This is a genomic window from Paenibacillus sp. J22P218 (assembly GCF_056269195.1).
In genome coordinates, this window is the sequence record NZ_JBWDNL010000003.1 from 404,325 (window position 1) to 419,906 (window position 15,582).

Annotated in this window: 11 protein-coding genes and 1 tRNA gene; 6 read left to right on the top strand and 6 right to left on the bottom strand. The window is 48.4% G+C overall.

The window, feature by feature from the left end:
- Positions 1-805: 805 nt before the first annotated feature.
- Positions 806-1,480, top strand: a complete 675-nt coding sequence (locus AC0YN0_RS16560; protein ID WP_475822245.1) for a stalk domain-containing protein — start codon at positions 806-808, stop codon at positions 1,478-1,480.
- Between the two features lie 55 nt (positions 1,481-1,535).
- Positions 1,536-2,957 (top strand): recombinase family protein, encoded by a 1,422-nt coding sequence (locus tag AC0YN0_RS16565; protein ID WP_475822246.1) that lies wholly within the window; start codon positions 1,536-1,538, stop codon positions 2,955-2,957.
- A gap of 38 nt (positions 2,958-2,995) precedes the next feature.
- On the opposite strand, the gene AC0YN0_RS16570 is transcribed toward AC0YN0_RS16565, so the two are convergent.
- Positions 2,996-3,070 (bottom strand) — tRNA-Thr (locus tag AC0YN0_RS16570).
- 200 nt (positions 3,071-3,270) lie between these two features.
- Between AC0YN0_RS16570 and AC0YN0_RS16575 the strand changes: the two genes are divergently transcribed.
- The 3 genes from AC0YN0_RS16575 to AC0YN0_RS16585 all read left to right on the top strand — a co-directional run bounded on the left by AC0YN0_RS16575 (position 3,271) and on the right by AC0YN0_RS16585 (position 5,382).
- A complete protein-coding gene (locus tag AC0YN0_RS16575) occupies positions 3,271-3,573 on the top strand; it encodes a hypothetical protein (RefSeq protein WP_475822247.1) in 303 nt (100 codons plus the stop codon).
- A gap of 134 nt (positions 3,574-3,707) precedes the next feature.
- Positions 3,708-4,604, top strand: coding sequence for a manganese catalase family protein (locus AC0YN0_RS16580; protein WP_337104054.1), 897 nt, complete (start codon positions 3,708-3,710; stop codon positions 4,602-4,604).
- Positions 4,605-4,746: 142 nt separating this feature from the next.
- Positions 4,747-5,382: a TraX family protein gene (locus AC0YN0_RS16585; RefSeq protein WP_475822248.1), complete on the top strand. Its 636-nt coding sequence runs from the start codon at positions 4,747-4,749 to the stop codon at positions 5,380-5,382.
- Here AC0YN0_RS16585 and AC0YN0_RS16590 read toward each other — a convergent pair.
- Positions 5,348-6,259, bottom strand: coding sequence for a serine/threonine protein kinase (locus AC0YN0_RS16590; RefSeq protein WP_475822249.1), 912 nt, complete (start codon positions 6,257-6,259; stop codon positions 5,348-5,350). The two genes, AC0YN0_RS16585 and AC0YN0_RS16590, sit on opposite strands and share 35 nt — an antisense overlap.
- Positions 6,260-6,863: 604 nt before the next feature.
- Between AC0YN0_RS16590 and AC0YN0_RS16595 the strand changes: the two genes are divergently transcribed.
- Positions 6,864-7,082, top strand: coding sequence for a hypothetical protein (locus tag AC0YN0_RS16595; RefSeq protein ID WP_442048130.1), 219 nt, complete (start codon positions 6,864-6,866; stop codon positions 7,080-7,082).
- Between the two features lie 312 nt (positions 7,083-7,394).
- On the opposite strand, the gene AC0YN0_RS16600 is transcribed toward AC0YN0_RS16595, so the two are convergent.
- The 4 genes from AC0YN0_RS16600 to AC0YN0_RS16615 all read right to left on the bottom strand — a co-directional run bounded on the left by AC0YN0_RS16600 (position 7,395) and on the right by AC0YN0_RS16615 (position 15,499).
- Complete coding sequence (locus tag AC0YN0_RS16600; protein WP_475822250.1) at positions 7,395-9,131, bottom strand: methyl-accepting chemotaxis protein; 1,737 nt, start codon at positions 9,129-9,131, stop codon at positions 7,395-7,397.
- A gap of 46 nt (positions 9,132-9,177) precedes the next feature.
- On the bottom strand, positions 9,178-10,515 hold the full coding sequence (locus AC0YN0_RS16605) for a putative bifunctional diguanylate cyclase/phosphodiesterase (RefSeq protein WP_475822251.1): 1,338 nt from the start codon (positions 10,513-10,515) through the stop codon (positions 9,178-9,180).
- A 284-nt stretch (positions 10,516-10,799) separates the two neighbouring features.
- The gene (locus AC0YN0_RS16610) at positions 10,800-11,528 is read right to left on the bottom strand and encodes a response regulator transcription factor (protein ID WP_475822252.1); all 729 of its coding nucleotides are present in this window, start codon (positions 11,526-11,528) and stop codon (positions 10,800-10,802) included.
- Between the two features lie 101 nt (positions 11,529-11,629).
- A complete protein-coding gene (locus AC0YN0_RS16615) occupies positions 11,630-15,499 on the bottom strand; it encodes a response regulator (protein ID WP_475822516.1) in 3,870 nt (1,289 codons plus the stop codon).
- Positions 15,500-15,582: the final 83 nt, after the last annotated feature.

The following is a 15,582-nucleotide window of genomic DNA, read 5'->3' on the forward strand; positions in this document are numbered from 1 at the left end:
GGAGGCATAAAGGAATAATGAATAACGGAGACATATTTAGTAATAGGGCTGTTGATACTGTAACGACTATCATTCCAATTCCTACAGCGATCCACAAGTACCGATTTACTACAATATTTCGCTCAGTCCCCTTTATATCATGGGGTGGCCTCTTGATAAACTGGAATCCAAGGTTGAACTTGTACATTATATAGATAACAACTATAACAATAGCGATAGAAGAACCTTGTACCAAGATCGCTCCGTAACTTCTACTTTGTGTAGTTTGTTCATTTGTAATTAGTCCTATAGTCGTATATGTAGTAATCACAAAGCTTTGCAAAAAAATATAAGGTACATAGACCGATAATGTAGCCAAGGAAGATTGTAGATACCTCACTTTTATCACATAACGAAGGAAGAAAATAAAGAGCATCACTTGCAATAAAGGATCAAATAACGGCAGCCCCACAACTTCTCTCATAATGTAAGACGATACAGCGCTCCAAATAGCCATAGCTGCGATTTCGAGTCGGTACTCTGAATGCGGCCATCGGTACAACGAAAATATCATTGAGATAACCGTTGCAGTCTCGATAAAGCTTAGAAATACGTACAATAGCATGACCATTCTCCTATTAATCGAATTATTTAAATTATACTATTACGCTGGTTTTACTACTACGGATATGTAAGGTATTTATAAGGATTGAAGCCACCAAAACTTGGAACTATTGGTGGTTGCGACATCCATCAGAGGTTTTTCTTGTTTTTTCCACTTGGATGCCGATAAAATACATATATATAATATAGGGAGAGTGTCTAAATGAAGAAGAAGGTTATGCTCTTATCCATTGCTTTAATGATCTTATTAACCGGTGTTGTGAGTGCAGCTTCTATTTGGGGTAAATACAAAGGGTTTGACATCATTCGTATTACGGTGGACGGTGCGGCCGTTAAAACGGACGTTCCTGCATTCGTGTATGATAACCGTACGATGGTGCCAGTATATCTTTTGAAACAAGCTGGAATTTCATATTCTGTCGATGGTAAGAACCAAACAGTAGATTTAAAAAAGCCGGAGTCATTTGTAGATGAAAAAGAATTCGTTGAAATGAACAAATTAATGCAATCAAATCGTGCGTTTATATATTTCATGGATCAAATGGATTTATTATCAGTTTCATTAGATCTCGTTGGACAGGCTACTAACCAAGAACAATATAACCAAGCACAAGATGTAGTAGAAAGAATTAATATTGCAGGGTTGGATGATTGGTTGTTTATCTTAAATGCAAATGACGTACCTGACGCATACTCTTTTGAGCAAATAATTAACATAATTGAACGCGCTAAGAATTACCTCGTTAAAGGAGATACTTCCAACGCATTCAATAATTTTCTGAGCGCTAAGTCATCAATGAATATACTCCATACAACATTAGATTCTCGCTTTGATGGAACTTTTGGAGTTAAGAACGTTGAACGTTTTTCTAAATAGATTATTATTAATTTATCAGCCCCTCTATAGGGGCTTTTCTTATAAGGAGGAACATATGAACAGAGCAGCTATATACATTCGTGTCTCGAGCCGTATGCAGGCCGATGAGGGCTTTTCGATGGAAGCGCAGCATGACATATTAATGGACTTAATTAACAAGAAAGGCCTACAACTCTACCGTGTCTACTCCGATCCAGCAGTCAGCGGTAAGACGTTCAAGCGCCCTGGTGTACAAGCTATGGTTGAAGACATGAAGGCCGGTAGGTTCGATACTGTCGTAATTCACAAATTAGACAGGTTATCCCGTAACCAAGGCGACCTATACAACTTCCTTCAGCTCATTAATAAACTCGACGTGCGGTTAATAATCGCAGCTCAAGGATCGGAAGAGATTGATACACGCTCCCCGATGGGTAAGGCTTTTCTAATGTTCTCAGGTATATGGGCAGAGGTGTACCTAGACAACTTGCGTGAGGAGACGCTCAAGGGGCTTATTAAGAAAGCGCAGAAAGGCGGCAGGTATGGAAGTCGCCCCCTACTCGGCTACACATTTAACGACGATATGGAGCTTGTGGTAAAGGAAGAAGAAGCGGAGTTAGTACGTGAAGTGTACAGGTTGTTTTTGGGTGGATGGGGGAAGCTGAAGATTGCCCGGCACATGAATGAAAAATCAACGGGCAAGGAAGGTGGCCTGTGGGATGCGGATAAGATCGACAAAATCATTACGAACCCACGGTATGCCGGTTACAACCACTTTAAGCCAAAGTCATGGACTGAGGATAGACGTATCATAACTGAGGGATCTCATCAGCCGCTAGTATCGAGAGAGGACTACGAAGCAGCCAAGAAGATCGTTAAACGGCGCTTCAATTCCGAAATGTCTCGAGGATCTTACTTGTACGCATATAGTGGGATTCTTAAATGTGGGTTGTGTGGTGCTAACTTTAACGGGACGGCTACAACTGTAACCCGATCGTACGGAATCGCGAAGTATAAGAACTATGCATGTCATAAGAACATCCATCACAAGCTTTGCACAACTCCTAAGATATCTGAGAAGATCCTAAACGAGCTGATCTTATCACAGGTTATTTTCGAAGGTGGAGCTATCCAACCTAAAGTGACTAAGAAGAGACCGAAGATCGATGTCCACAAAGAAATAGAAACATCGAACCGCCGTAAAAAGAATTGGATGCTAGCTCTCGGTGATGGAAACTTAACCTCTGCCGATTACGCAGCTTTAATTGAGGATGAAGAAAGCAGAATGGCCGGCATATTTGCAATCGTTGCCCCCATTGAAGAGTACGAAAAAGAGATATCGCCTGATGAGCTGCTAAAGGTCGTTTCGGAACTAAAGCAGAATTGGGAACTATTCAGTGAGGAAACGCAGAAGGAAATCGTTCAGAGCATATTCAGGAGTATCACGATACATCATGACGGGCACCGGTGGATAATTGATGAATTGAAGACCGTATAAACAAAAAAACGCCCACTAAGTGGACGATGTAGGTAATTTGGTGCTGATGAAGGGAATTGAACCCCCGGCCTACGCATTACGAGTGCGTTGCTCTACCCCTGAGCTACATCAGCAAATCATTTGTTTTTCTCGCAATTTCAAGAAACAACTTTATTAGAATAATAATTTTCTGAACAAAAGTCAATAGATTTGCAGCTGGTTTTCGCTTCCTATATTGTGTCGATTTTTCGTCCGAGCTTTCGCATCCTGTCTGCATGACATGCCGGCCGAACGCATACTTATATGTCAAATCGATTCGAATGGGGGTAATTCCTTGTCCGACAAAAAACAGCAAGCGGCGGCAAGCAATACGATCGTCTACAAGGCCGATAAGGCGCATACCGCGACGGTTAGCGACATTCGAGACAAGGTCACGCGCCTGTGCGGCAGCCATATGCATAAATACGTCTGTGTCAAAATGGCCGATGGCCGTTGCTACGAGGGAGTCATTATACACGTTGACTCGTGCTTCGTTCATTTGCAATGCACAATGCACGATCCTCGCGTGTTCCACAGTCCATTCAAAACCGTTCTTCCACTGCTCCTATTCGACTTGCTCGTTATCGCTTTGAAATAGCTAGAGTGCACACCCTCACTCTCTGCCATTCGACAATGCGTGTCCTATTTTGTCAGATTGCAGGTCTACGACGACGCCTGCTGTCATACACATGACAAGGAAGGAATTCGCAACGGAAAGAGGTGTGCGCTGCCTTGTTCGAGAGGATCAATAAGCTTCAAATCGAGCTGCCTCCCTCCCCCTACGCAGACGCCAATGCGGCGGCAGCCGTACAAGAGCTGCTCGGGGGCAAATTCGGCGAAATGTCGACGCTGAACAACTACATGTATCAATCATTCAACTTCCGTGATCGTAAACGGCTTAAGCCGTTCTATGATCTCGTCTCCAGCATTACGGCGGAAGAGTTTGGCCACGTCGAGCTCGTATCGACGGCTATCAATATGGTGCTGACCGGCTCCACCCAGCCGGGTCCGCCGGACTCTACGCCGCTGAGAGAAGGCGTGAATAAGCGCAATACGTATCACTTTATTGCTACGGCGCAGACTTCTCTAGCCGGGGACTCCATGGGCAGAGCATGGACTGGCGACAATGTGTTCAGCAGCGGCAATCTTGTGCTGGACCTGCTGCATAACTTCTTCCTGGAATGCGGTGCCAGGACTCATAAGATGCGTGTATACGAAATGACCGATCACCCGACAGCGCGGGAGATGATCGGATATTTGCTCGTACGAGGCGGGGTTCATGTGCTTGCCTATGCGAAGGCGCTGGAGATTGCGACAGGCGTGGATGTGAAGAAGCTCATTCCGATCCCCGATCTAAGCAATAACGCCTTCGATGCGGCACGGAAGTTCGAGGCGATGGGTCTCGGCAACAAGCTGTATACGTTCAGCCCGAACGATTACAAAGATATTGTGCTTATATGGAACGGACAGAACCCGCAAACGGGCGCACAGCTCGAAGTCATTCAAGGAGCTCCGCAAGGGGCGCCTATGCCTGATCTAGCACCCATCCCAGAAGAGTTCGCGCCAGGTATCTCTGCCGAGGACTTTCGGGAGATCGCTAGACGGCTGCAGAAAAACGCCGGGCTGTGAACCTTGTCCGCTCGTTGATCAGATTCCATAGGATTCGCAGCCTCCCGCTTCCAACTGCCGAAGCTGGGGGCTTTTCTAACCCCTCTATTCCGATCAAGGTTATGCTATACTGGGAAAAACCTCATGTTTAAAGGTGGTTCCCATGCAATTTTTAGCCATGCTGACCATGTTAATCGATCATATCGGCATCGTCTGGTTCCCAGACGACTCCAAGTGGCGGATGTTAGGCAGACTTGCGTTGCCCTTCTATGCCTATGCGCTTGTGCTTGGCTACTTCCGCACCCGCAGCGTGAATCGTTATTTGCAGCGTACCGGACTTATCGCTCTACTCTCTCAAATTCCTTATATGATGCTGTTCAAGCAAACGGAAGTTAATACGGTCGGCACGTTATTCATCAGCCTGCTGCTGCTCATGCTCTTGGATCGATGGAAGGGAAGGCTGCCTGCGCAGATCGCCGTCATTGCATCAGCTATCCTGCTCTTAGAGCTATTACCCTTCAGCTATGGCGCTTATTGCCTATTACTAGTAATCCTATATCGCTACTCGTCTCCTTATTGGATGATAGCTTGGCATTTTGCCCTGAATGCGATATTCGTATTTTATAAGGGCTGGTATATTCAACTATTCAGTCTTGCTTCGACGATGCTGCTCGTCTACTTGCCCGAATTCGTTCAAGCCGCCGATCGGATCAAAATACCGCGTATCGTTTGGCGAAGTTTCTACCCGCTCCACCTTCTGCTGCTTACCGCCGCCTACTACTTGTTAACTTCCGGATGACGTTGCTTGGCCCTCTAAGCGCTGCAATGAGCTGCTCTAATTCCTGTTCACACTGCTCCGCTGATAGATAGCCGTCCTCTCCTGACGTAAGCAGCTTGCGAATGAAGGATATGACTTGCGCGGGAAGCGCCAGCTCCTCCTCCCAGCCGCGTTCCTCGAGATCGTCTGTCGCCTCGAAGCCGGCGTACATCAAGAAAAGGAACAGGTGGCCGAGACCGTACAGGTCGCTCGTCGGGTTCGGCTCACGCATTCGCCGCTTCACCGCCGCCCAACTGCCGGACGCCTCCTTATCTCCCGCCGGTATCTCCTTAAGCTGCTCACGCAGCTCCTGAGGGAGCTCTTCACCGATGCGGCAGGCTAAGCCGTAGTCGATCAAATACATGACGCCTTGCTTATACAGCACATTCGGTACGCGGACGTCACGATGCACGAATCCCATTCTGTGCAGCTCTTTAAGCGGCTGAAGCAGATTTTGCAATACGCACAACGCCTCAAGCGCCGAATAGGTGCGGCCGTGCTCCTGCAACTCGTCCTCCAGGCAACTGCCGTCGATGAGCTCCATAATGAGGCCGTCTTCACCCGCCATTCTCTCGAAGCCGTACCAGCGCGGAATTTGGGGATGAAGCAGCTCCTGCAAAATAAAACTTTCCCGCTCCAGCAGCCGCCTGCCCAGCTCCCCCTTGCTCGGCTTGCTGCGCTTCAGCAATACGGATTGACCGCTCTGCAAATCCAGGCAGGCATACGCCTGACCGTAGCTTCCCATTCCGAGGAACCGCTCGATAAGGTAGCGTCCCTTCCACTTCTTCCCTTCACGGAGCGGATAATCTCGCCAATGATTAAGCATATCCCTCCATTTGTGAGCGATTGCATGCAGCATGGTGACTACCTCCTCAAAAGTTTGCGCAGCAAACTTACTTCGTAAGCGTATCCTAAGGTTTGCGAATGCAAACCTACTTCGTAAGCGTGTGCTTAAGTTTGCGTAGCAAACTTACTTCGTAAGCGTATCCTAAGGTTTGCGAATGCAAACCTACTTCGTAAGCGTATGCGTTAGCCTATATATATGCCGTAAGCTCAGCTTACATCGCCTATTTTTTGTTGTCGAGGAGAAATCCGCCATTCGCAGGAAACTTCGGAGCAGCCCCGCCGTACTACTTTTCAAATGCATGAACAGGAGGTCATAATGATGATTAGACATTTGCTAAAGCGTTTGTTTTACTCCCTCATCGGCCGAAAAAACCATAGGCATCACCACTACAGCAGCAGCGACCATAGAAGAAGTCATAACCGTCCACCGCACTATCCACCGCCAAGTCAGCGCCATTACGGGCATGGCTATTACAAGAAAAAATATAGCAGTTTTTCCAGCTCGTAAATGTATTAGGAAAGTATGAGCAAAATAAACAAAATCCTCACGGCAGTTTCATAAGGCGCTAAAAATTGTACGTTAGAATGGGAAAAAATGATCGGAGGTGTTCGAGGTTATGATGCGAATCATTAACTTCAAAAAACGTTCTGTTCCCGTCTATTACCCTAACGAACAATCAGCATTGGTAGAACAGCTCAACCATAAATTGCACCAAATGGAGCTCGATTTCGACTTCCGCAAAAAGTGGAGACGGATCAAATCCGTCGAAATGGTACGCGACGTCGCTATCTTCCAATACACGGACGGCACAAAGCTTTATTTGGAAGTTTCTTAACATTTTCACAATACTTTATACCCTTTATAATTAACCGCATTTGATGTCATCATCTCTCTTTCCTATAATGCCGAATCCGCGAAAGCCGCCGACGCCAAGGCGGTTTCTTTGCGTTCCGCCCAACCCATTGAAGCCTGTAAGCGCGTATACGCTCTTACACAGACCAACCACACACTTGTTACTCCACGTAAGAACACATATGTCCTTACAGCACTACTTCGGCGTGTTACGGGACTGGTTGCGTATTTGCCCAGGAACGCAAAGAGCCGTCCAAGCAGGCAAGCAATCGCCGGCTGGACAGCCCTATTGAAACTACACTTGGAATCGATTGATTTGAAGCTGCAAATCCTCGGCCATTCGCGCAAGCATCGTTGAGGCAGCCGCGATCTCTTCCATCGAAGCCGTCTGCTCCTGCGCTGCCGCTGCGACCGACTGGGAGCCGGATGCGCCTTCTACAGCGACTCTTGCAACCTCTTTGATGGACTGCATGACCTGCTCTGTCCCGGCCGCAATACTACCAGCCGCTATAGAAACCTCATCGATCTGCTGAGCTACCTGAAGTACCTCTACGCGGATTGAATCGAACATCTCGCCGGCATTTTCGACAACGACAATACCATGAGTTAATACTTCGCCTGCCTCATCCATCGCTTTGACAACTTGCTCTGTTTCAATGCCAATCGCATGAATAACAGTGGCGATTTGACCGCTGGACACTTTCGTCTGTTCAGCAAGCTTCCTTACCTCGCCCGCCACAACGGCAAAGCCTTTGCCATGCTCGCCCGCTCTAGCCGCCTCAATGGAAGCATTAAGCGCCAAAAGATTCGTCTGAGCGGATATATCGGTAATTACCTGAACCATTCTGCCAATTTCATGCGATCTCGCACCTAATCCGCGCACCGCCACGGCAAGACTGTTGAAGGACTGTTGAATCGACTCCATCTGTGTAACCGCCTGCTCCAGCTTATCGTTGCCCGCAGTCGCACGCTCCGACGTGTATTTGGCCGCATGGGAAGCATGCTCCGTACTGGATGCGATCTGCTGAATGCTAGCCGACATATCATGAATGACTTGATAGCTTTCCTCTGCGCTTGCCGACTGCTTCTCAGCACCCTCGGCAACCACCTGAACCGTATGAGCAATATGCTCGCTTGCTTGACTCGTCTGCTCGCCGCTTGCCATCAGCTCTTCCGATGACGCAGCCACTTGATCGACGCTCCGACCAACCTCGACGACGAGGCCCTTCAGCTGTACGACCATTTCATTGAAGCTGCCTGCGAGCGCTTCAAGCTCATCTCCGCTCTTGCAAACGATAGGCTCTAATTTCAAGTTGCCCTTCGCGACTTCAGACGCGCGCTGTGACACTTGCTTGATCGGCTTCGTCAATCTAATCGTAAACAAGCTGGCCGCCGCTACTCCTAGAAGGCTCGTAATGATGAGCGTAATAATCGTTACCTTAATGATCTTGCTTGCGCCGCTGTTGAAATCTTGCATATAGGTGCCGGCCGCGATATTCCAGCCCCAGTTCGGATCTTTCTCTATGTATGTAACCTTGGATGCGTACTTATCCGTCTGTCCCGGCAATTGCCAATCGTAATATACGAAACCACCGCCGGATTTCGCCGTCTCAACGAAGGCGTCGGTAACCGGCAGATGGTTCACGGTATCAAGGACGAGCTCGCCTTTATTGTTCTCAAGTCCGTCAAGGCTCGTTCCTTCCATCGAAGGATGCGCCAGCGTCAGGCCGTTATCATCGATAATGAACGGATATCCGCTTTCGCCCAGATCAATCGCTTTATTAATCGGCCGTTTGCCATCCTCGCCCTTTGGCCCCAGCATCGTCATGCGGACGAATTCTTCAGCGCCAGCCTTCTCCACTACGCCAGCCTTAACTTGCGCGTCCAGCATGGCGATCAACTGTATCGTGCTTTTGACATTATTTTTAAGAATGACCTCGCCGTTGTGGTTCAATGAATCAGTTGCAGCCTGATAGCTTAATACCGATACGATAACGCTTGGAATGAGAAGCAAAGACAAGCATAACATCATGAGCTTGCCCCGAATAGGAAACCTCCCCTTCATAATACCTTTTGTCTTATTTGATAGCCCCTGCTTCAACATGAACATCTCCCTCGCCATATGGCAGATCTTGTTTGTCATTTGTCTTGATCATCGATAGATCGAGCTGCTCAGGCTCCATAGGCTTGCCGAACAGGAATCCCTGAACGTAGTCGCAGCCCCAAGACTTAAGCAAATCGTATTGCTCTCTGTACTCGACGCCTTCAGCTATAACCTCAAGGCCAAGCTTATGAACAAGCTCAATCAGAGACTCTACGATTAATCTCTCCGCGCTTGGCAGATCGATCGCTTTAATGAATGATTTATCGATTTTCAAGCAATGAATCGGAAGCTGTTTGAGATTGCTGAGGGAGGAATAGCCCGTGCCGAAATCATCCAGCGCGATACGTACGCCTGCGCCGCGCAGCTTGCTTAAGGAGGACAGCACCGTATCGGAATGCTTCAACGTCACGTTCTCCGTGATTTCCAGCTCAATCGAGCTGTATTGGATTTTGTATTCGTCAAGAATATGAAGCACCGTCTGCGGAAACGTTGGATCTTGAAGCTGCACCGGCGATATATTCACGGACATGATGAGCGGGCCCAAGCCGTATTTGTACATGCCGGCAAGTCTCTTGCACGCTTCGCGCAGCACCCATTCACCAATCGGCACAATAAGCCCGTTATGTTCGGCAATCGGAATAAACTCCGCTGGGCTAATCGTACCAAGCTCGGGATGCTTCCAGCGAATGAGCGTCTCGAAACCTCTCATCTTGCCATCTTCTAAACGGAAGATAGGCTGATAGGCCAAGTAAAACTGCCTCATATACAATGCCGGTCTGAGCGAAGCCTCAATGTCAATTCTGCGTTGCAATCCATCTGTATGGTCCGAGTTGTAAAATTGTGTGCGATTGCCGCCTTCATTCTTTGACTGATGGAGTGCGGATTCTGCACGGCATACAAGTTGTTCGCTCGTTAGCCCATCCTCCGGGAATATGGCAGCGCCTATGCTGGAGGTCAGGTATAACTCAGGCCCATTCTCCTCGATAGGGAGTTCGACTGCGTGCTTGATTGCTTCCACAGCATGTAGACAAGTATCCGTACCATGTGCAAGTTGCATAGCCACCATGTACGTATTACCTCCGATTCTGCATACTGTTGTAGGAGCAATTCCTGTTTCTAACAGCCGATTCCCAACGATGCCAAGCACATCGTTGCCAAATTCATGTCCTCTTGTTTCATTTAACCGATAAAACCGATCCAGATCGACAAGTGCAATAAGCAATCTATTGTCTGCCACTCGAGCAAGATGAACAGCTGATTCCAGTTGCGCAAATGCTTCCTTGCGTCCAGATAAGCCGGTTAATGCCTCCATCCAGTGTCACCGCCTCAACATTTTTTTCGTTAAGGCAATCTTGCCATATAACTATTAGGGAAATTTATGGGAAGGGTTTAGAGTTTCGTTAGATATTTTAACAAACGCGTCAACATGCCTAACGACTTATTCCAATAGGTCCTCCGCTGCTATCGAATAACCGTCCGCATGCTAATAGCCCTTGAGCAAAAATAACTATATTGATAAAAAAAGAAACCACCCGCTTGAATCGCAGAATGGTTTCTTTGCTAATTTAATTTCGGTGATTAGTAGAAGATGGGAACTTATTCCTTGCCTATGTTCGAGTGATCTGCCGTGTATTTGTAACCAAATCCCCATACGGTTCGAATGAGACGCGGCTCCTTCGGGTTCTGCTCAATCTTCTTCCGAAGATTGACTATGTGTACGTCTATAGCGCGATCGGTAACAAAGGAGTCGAAGCCTCGAATCGTGTTAATCAGTTCTTCCCTGCTGAACACTTTGCCTGGATAAGCCAAAAACAGCTTCATCAGTTCATACTCGGAAAAAGTCGTCTCCACCAATTGCCCTCGCACGAGCAGCAGCCTTCTCTCAAAATCCAATTGAATGGGATCAAGGTCGAGGGCAATCTCGCTCGTTACAGCTACCTGCATCACAGTCTCGGATATCGTCGTCTGTGAACGCCTGATTAACGCTTCCACCCTTGCCGTCATTTCGTGCATGCTGAAGGGCTTGCACATATAGTCGTCAGCCCCCGCTTTGAGCGCCTGTACACGCTCAGACACCTCGCTCTTCATCGAAAGGATCATAATAGGCACATTAGACCGTTTGCGAATAACAGCGCACACTTCCATGCCGTCTAGGTCGGGGAGCATAAGATCGAGCAGCACAAGATCAGGGTCGAACTCTGCTGCCAGCTTAATCCCATCGTCAGCGCGATACGCCTGCGCAACGGAGTAGCCTTCCTCCGACAAATACATAGACAACATATCACTCATCATGACATCATCTTCAATAACTAGAACTTTATACATGTCGTCACCCTTTTTCAGGATTGAAGATTTCTGTCGAATATATTTTGTAACTCTACTATACAATACCAATTATATCTGGACAATAACTTGTTAGAAAAATGTTAGGCTTTACTGTCGAAGAGAGCCGGAACGTCTTGAAGCTCTTCCAAAAGAGTTGTAAGATCCCTATTAAGTATGGCAATGGAAGCATGTAATTCGCCCGGTTCGGGCTGCCCTTCTTTCAAAATGCGATCAACCTCGGCCGCAGATGCCGACAGTTCCCCCGCCGACAAATAACCAGCCGCTCCCTTCAACGTATGAACCATTCTCTTCGCGGTGGATAGATCTTCCTGCAATACCATTAACCGCAACTGTTCACAGAATGATAGGTAATCCCTTCTAAACTGTTCTAACATATGAATAAAGATAGGAAGCTTGCCGTTCACCCGGGCCAAAGCGCTCGGCACATCCATTCCTTTCACTTCCGGCAGCACCAGCTGGGTCTTCTCCTGCTTGCTCTTGCTGTTCTCTGCTTCAATTAAATCCTCTTCCCATATGCCGGGAGGCAGTAGCTTGTCTTTGCCGGCCTGCGCCAGCCAATACGTAATTACATTTTGCAGACGCTCGGCATCAATCGGCTTCGTCACAACCCCGTTCATTCCCAGCTTCAAGTACTGCTCATGGTCTTGTCTGAGCGCATTGGCCGTTACCGCAATGATCGGAAGCTTACTGAATCTAGGCTGTTCGCGTATAATCCGCACCGCCTCGGAACCGTCCATGACCGGCATATGAATATCGATCAGAACAAGATCCCAATGCTCTTCGTCCAGCTTATTCAGCGCCTCCTGCCCATTCTCGGCCAAGCCCGCTTCATAGCCGCTGGCCTTCAATATTTCCAGGGCGACGAGCTGATTGATTTTGTTGTCCTCGGCCAGCAATATTCTCGCCCTGCCCACCCTTACGGCCTCGCTTGCAGCCGCGACTTCCCTGCGATACGGCAATAGCTCCGTGCCTGAATCACGCTTCTCATCAAGTCCGCTAAGCGCACGCTGCAAGCTTTCGCGCGTCAACGGCTTGATAAGCAAGGTAACGGGACGCTGCGAATCCGGTAATTGGAGCATTTCATCCCGCCCGTAAGAGGTCGTCATGGCAATGGTTCTTACACCTCTTTCTTCTGCGACACGGTGGAACTCCAGCCACGTCTCTACCCCATACATATCCGGCATTTCCATATCAAGAATAATGAGCTTGGGAAGCGCGCCAGCCCCCGTCCGCAGAAGCCGTTCCTTCGTCGTTTTCCATGAATCGAAAGCTACCGGCGCCATTCCGAATGCCTCCATCATGCCGCTCCAATGCGCCAGCATCTCTGCGTCATCCTCAACAATCCATACCGGCTGCTCGACCATGTCGGCGCTAAGCTGCCATGTGCTCTGCGCATAATGATGAATGATAGGGAACGACAAAGTGAAGTAGAAGCGGCTGCCAACTGCCGGCGTACTTTCAACCTTCAGCTTGCCGCCCATCAGCTCGATGAAGCTCTTCGAAATGACAAGCCCCAGTCCCGTCCCTCCGAACTTACGCGTCGTAGATCCGTCTGCTTGCGTGAAGGGCATGAATAGTTTATCGAGCTGCTCCTTCGACATTCCGATACCGGTATCCGATATCGCAAACCTGAGCTGCACGGTATCTCCCGTCGATTGCAGCTGCTCGACCTCAAGCTTCACACGGCCTTTGCTTGTGAACTTAATCGCGTTAATGCATAAATTAAGCAGCGCTTGCTCAAGTCGCATCGCATCGCCAATGACCGTCTGCGGCATATGCTCGGACGACTCAATAATAAATTCGAACTGCTCCTTGCCGCCCATGAATACGCTAAGCTGGTCCGCCAGTCGGCTAAACAGCTCATCCGGCTGGAAGGGCAGCCGCTCAACCTCGATTTTGCCTGCTTCAATTTTGGAGAAGTCTAAAATATCATTAATGATGCGCAGCAGCGTCTCCGAAGACGTCTGCATCTTGTCCATATAATCCTTCTGCGAAGAAGACAGCCCTGTCTTCCTCATGAGATGGGTGAGCCCTACAATGCCGTTTAGCGGGGTTCGAATCTCATGACTCATAAGCGCCAAAAACCGGCTTTTCGATTGATTCGCCTCTTCTGCTTCCTCCGTTGCCCGAATCAATTCATCCTGCACATGTATCTGCTCCGATATATCACGGGCGATACAGGAGAAAAATCTCTCCCCTGTCGTAATATCCTGATGCGCGACAACGACCATCGATACATGAAGCGGTTCGCCGTCTTTCCTTGTCAATTGCGCGCCGCCCTCCCAAAAGCCGTGTTCAGCGGCAAGAGCAGCCCCCCGCGTCAATTCCTCGTATATGGCGGGCTTTACATGCTCCTCTACTAATTCAGGAGAATCATCCTCGATTGTGATCCCGAGTATTTCCTTTCCGGCACGATTCAAGTAAATGACGTTACCTTCCGTATCAACCGAAGCGATCAAGTCCTTAGCCGATTCAACGATCTCAAGCAGCCGATTGCGGGACTTCTCCACTTGCTTCCGCTCCGTAATATTAGATACCATCCCTACGACGCCAGAGAATCGGCCATTGCGGTCGCGCAAGCCGTTCGAGCTATGAACAGTCGGAATACGCTTGCCGTCCTTGCTGATGAATGTCCACTCTCTTTCATAAGAGAAGTTTTCATTCCGCAGCTCCTTGAATACTTCCATCCCGGGCTGTACCTCTCGTCCCAACCGTTCCGTCAGCATGGCGGCTTCCCTCTCGATCTCCTCCATATCCATGAACAGCAGCGGCGTAGCCCAGCCCATTAACTCCTCCGTCTTGTAACCAAGCATATCCTCTGCCGTCTTGTTGAGATAAGTGACGCGGTATTGATCGTCAAGCACGATAAACGAATACTGATTTTGATTAATAATTGCCTCAAGACGATCGAACATCTCCTGCAGATGCTCCATCATGCCATTAACTGAATGGGCTAACTGACCGACCTCGTCGTTCGGCGTTGCGGCCAAATGATTCGATTCGAAGTTGCCGCTCGCGGCTTGCTCCGTCACGACAAGAATACGCTCCAACCGTTTAATAATGCGTTCGAAATACATGTAAAACGATATGGCAATAATAGCCTCCGAAACAGCAATCGTCATGAAGATGCGCCAGAAGATAGGGCTGAGCATAGCCTCAAGCTTGGACGCCGGCTCTCGAAGCGCTAGACGCCATGGCGTCTCCTCAACCTTGGTATAGAATAGCGCATACTGCTCCGCTTGCTCGCTTATTTGCACATAGCCCTGATTAGACGAGGTAAGCTCATCCGCAACAGACTCCAAGCTTCCGCCTTTATCATAGAGCGATACATTCTCGGTAACGCCGGAGATCGAATTATATATAAGGCTGCCATTGTCGTTATACAAATAGAGAACGGATTGATCGCTGTTCTTCTCCAGAAAATGATCAATGGACGAGAATAAGATCGAGGCATAGACTACACCCTGCACTTCGTTCTGCCTGCCATACACGGGTACGACAATCATTACTTGCTTCAGGTCGGAGAAGGAAGGCGTATACGGATCCGTAATAACTACCTTGCCTCTGATAGCCTCCTGAAAGAAGGGCTCATTATTAATATTCCGCCGCTCGCCATCCGTACGCAATACAAGACCATCCTTGTCCGCATAACCCATCGAGTAATAAATGAATCCGCTCCTAATCAGCTCACGCTCAAAATAGGGCAGACGTGTGTCGTCCTTGCCGAACCTTACGGCGTCGGTGCGGCTCATCACCAGCACTTCGGCCTTGCGGATCGCCATCCACGAAGCCAAGTCATTCGCTTGAGAGCTCTGCTGGCTGCTCGCCTTCTCGAACGCCGATGCCATCATTGACTGCTTCACTGCAGAGTAGTTGCCTATCCCTGCCAACAACAACGGAAATAATGAAATCAGAATGATTAAACATAGCCCTTTGGTCCGTAAAGACATTTTATTCAAGTGTCTTTCTCCTCTCAACCCGTCTGCTTATGTATAACGCCCAGAAATGCACAATCTCATTATACCTTTAATTA

Coding starts and splice junctions, on each gene's coding strand:
- AC0YN0_RS16560 (WP_475822245.1), top strand. CDS start 806: ATGAAGAAGAAGGTTATGCTCTTATCCATTGCTTTAATGATCTTATTA.
- AC0YN0_RS16565 (WP_475822246.1), top strand. CDS start 1,536: ATGAACAGAGCAGCTATATACATTCGTGTCTCGAGCCGTATGCAGGCC.
- AC0YN0_RS16585 (WP_475822248.1), top strand. CDS start 4,747: ATGCAATTTTTAGCCATGCTGACCATGTTAATCGATCATATCGGCATC.
- AC0YN0_RS16590 (WP_475822249.1), bottom strand. CDS start 6,259: ATGCTGCATGCAATCGCTCACAAATGGAGGGATATGCTTAATCATTGG.
- AC0YN0_RS16595 (WP_442048130.1), top strand. CDS start 6,864: ATGATGCGAATCATTAACTTCAAAAAACGTTCTGTTCCCGTCTATTAC.
- AC0YN0_RS16600 (WP_475822250.1), bottom strand. CDS start 9,131: ATGATGTTATGCTTGTCTTTGCTTCTCATTCCAAGCGTTATCGTATCG.
- AC0YN0_RS16605 (WP_475822251.1), bottom strand. CDS start 10,515: ATGGAGGCATTAACCGGCTTATCTGGACGCAAGGAAGCATTTGCGCAA.
- AC0YN0_RS16610 (WP_475822252.1), bottom strand. CDS start 11,528: ATGTATAAAGTTCTAGTTATTGAAGATGATGTCATGATGAGTGATATG.
- AC0YN0_RS16615 (WP_475822516.1), bottom strand. CDS start 15,499: ATGTCTTTACGGACCAAAGGGCTATGTTTAATCATTCTGATTTCATTA.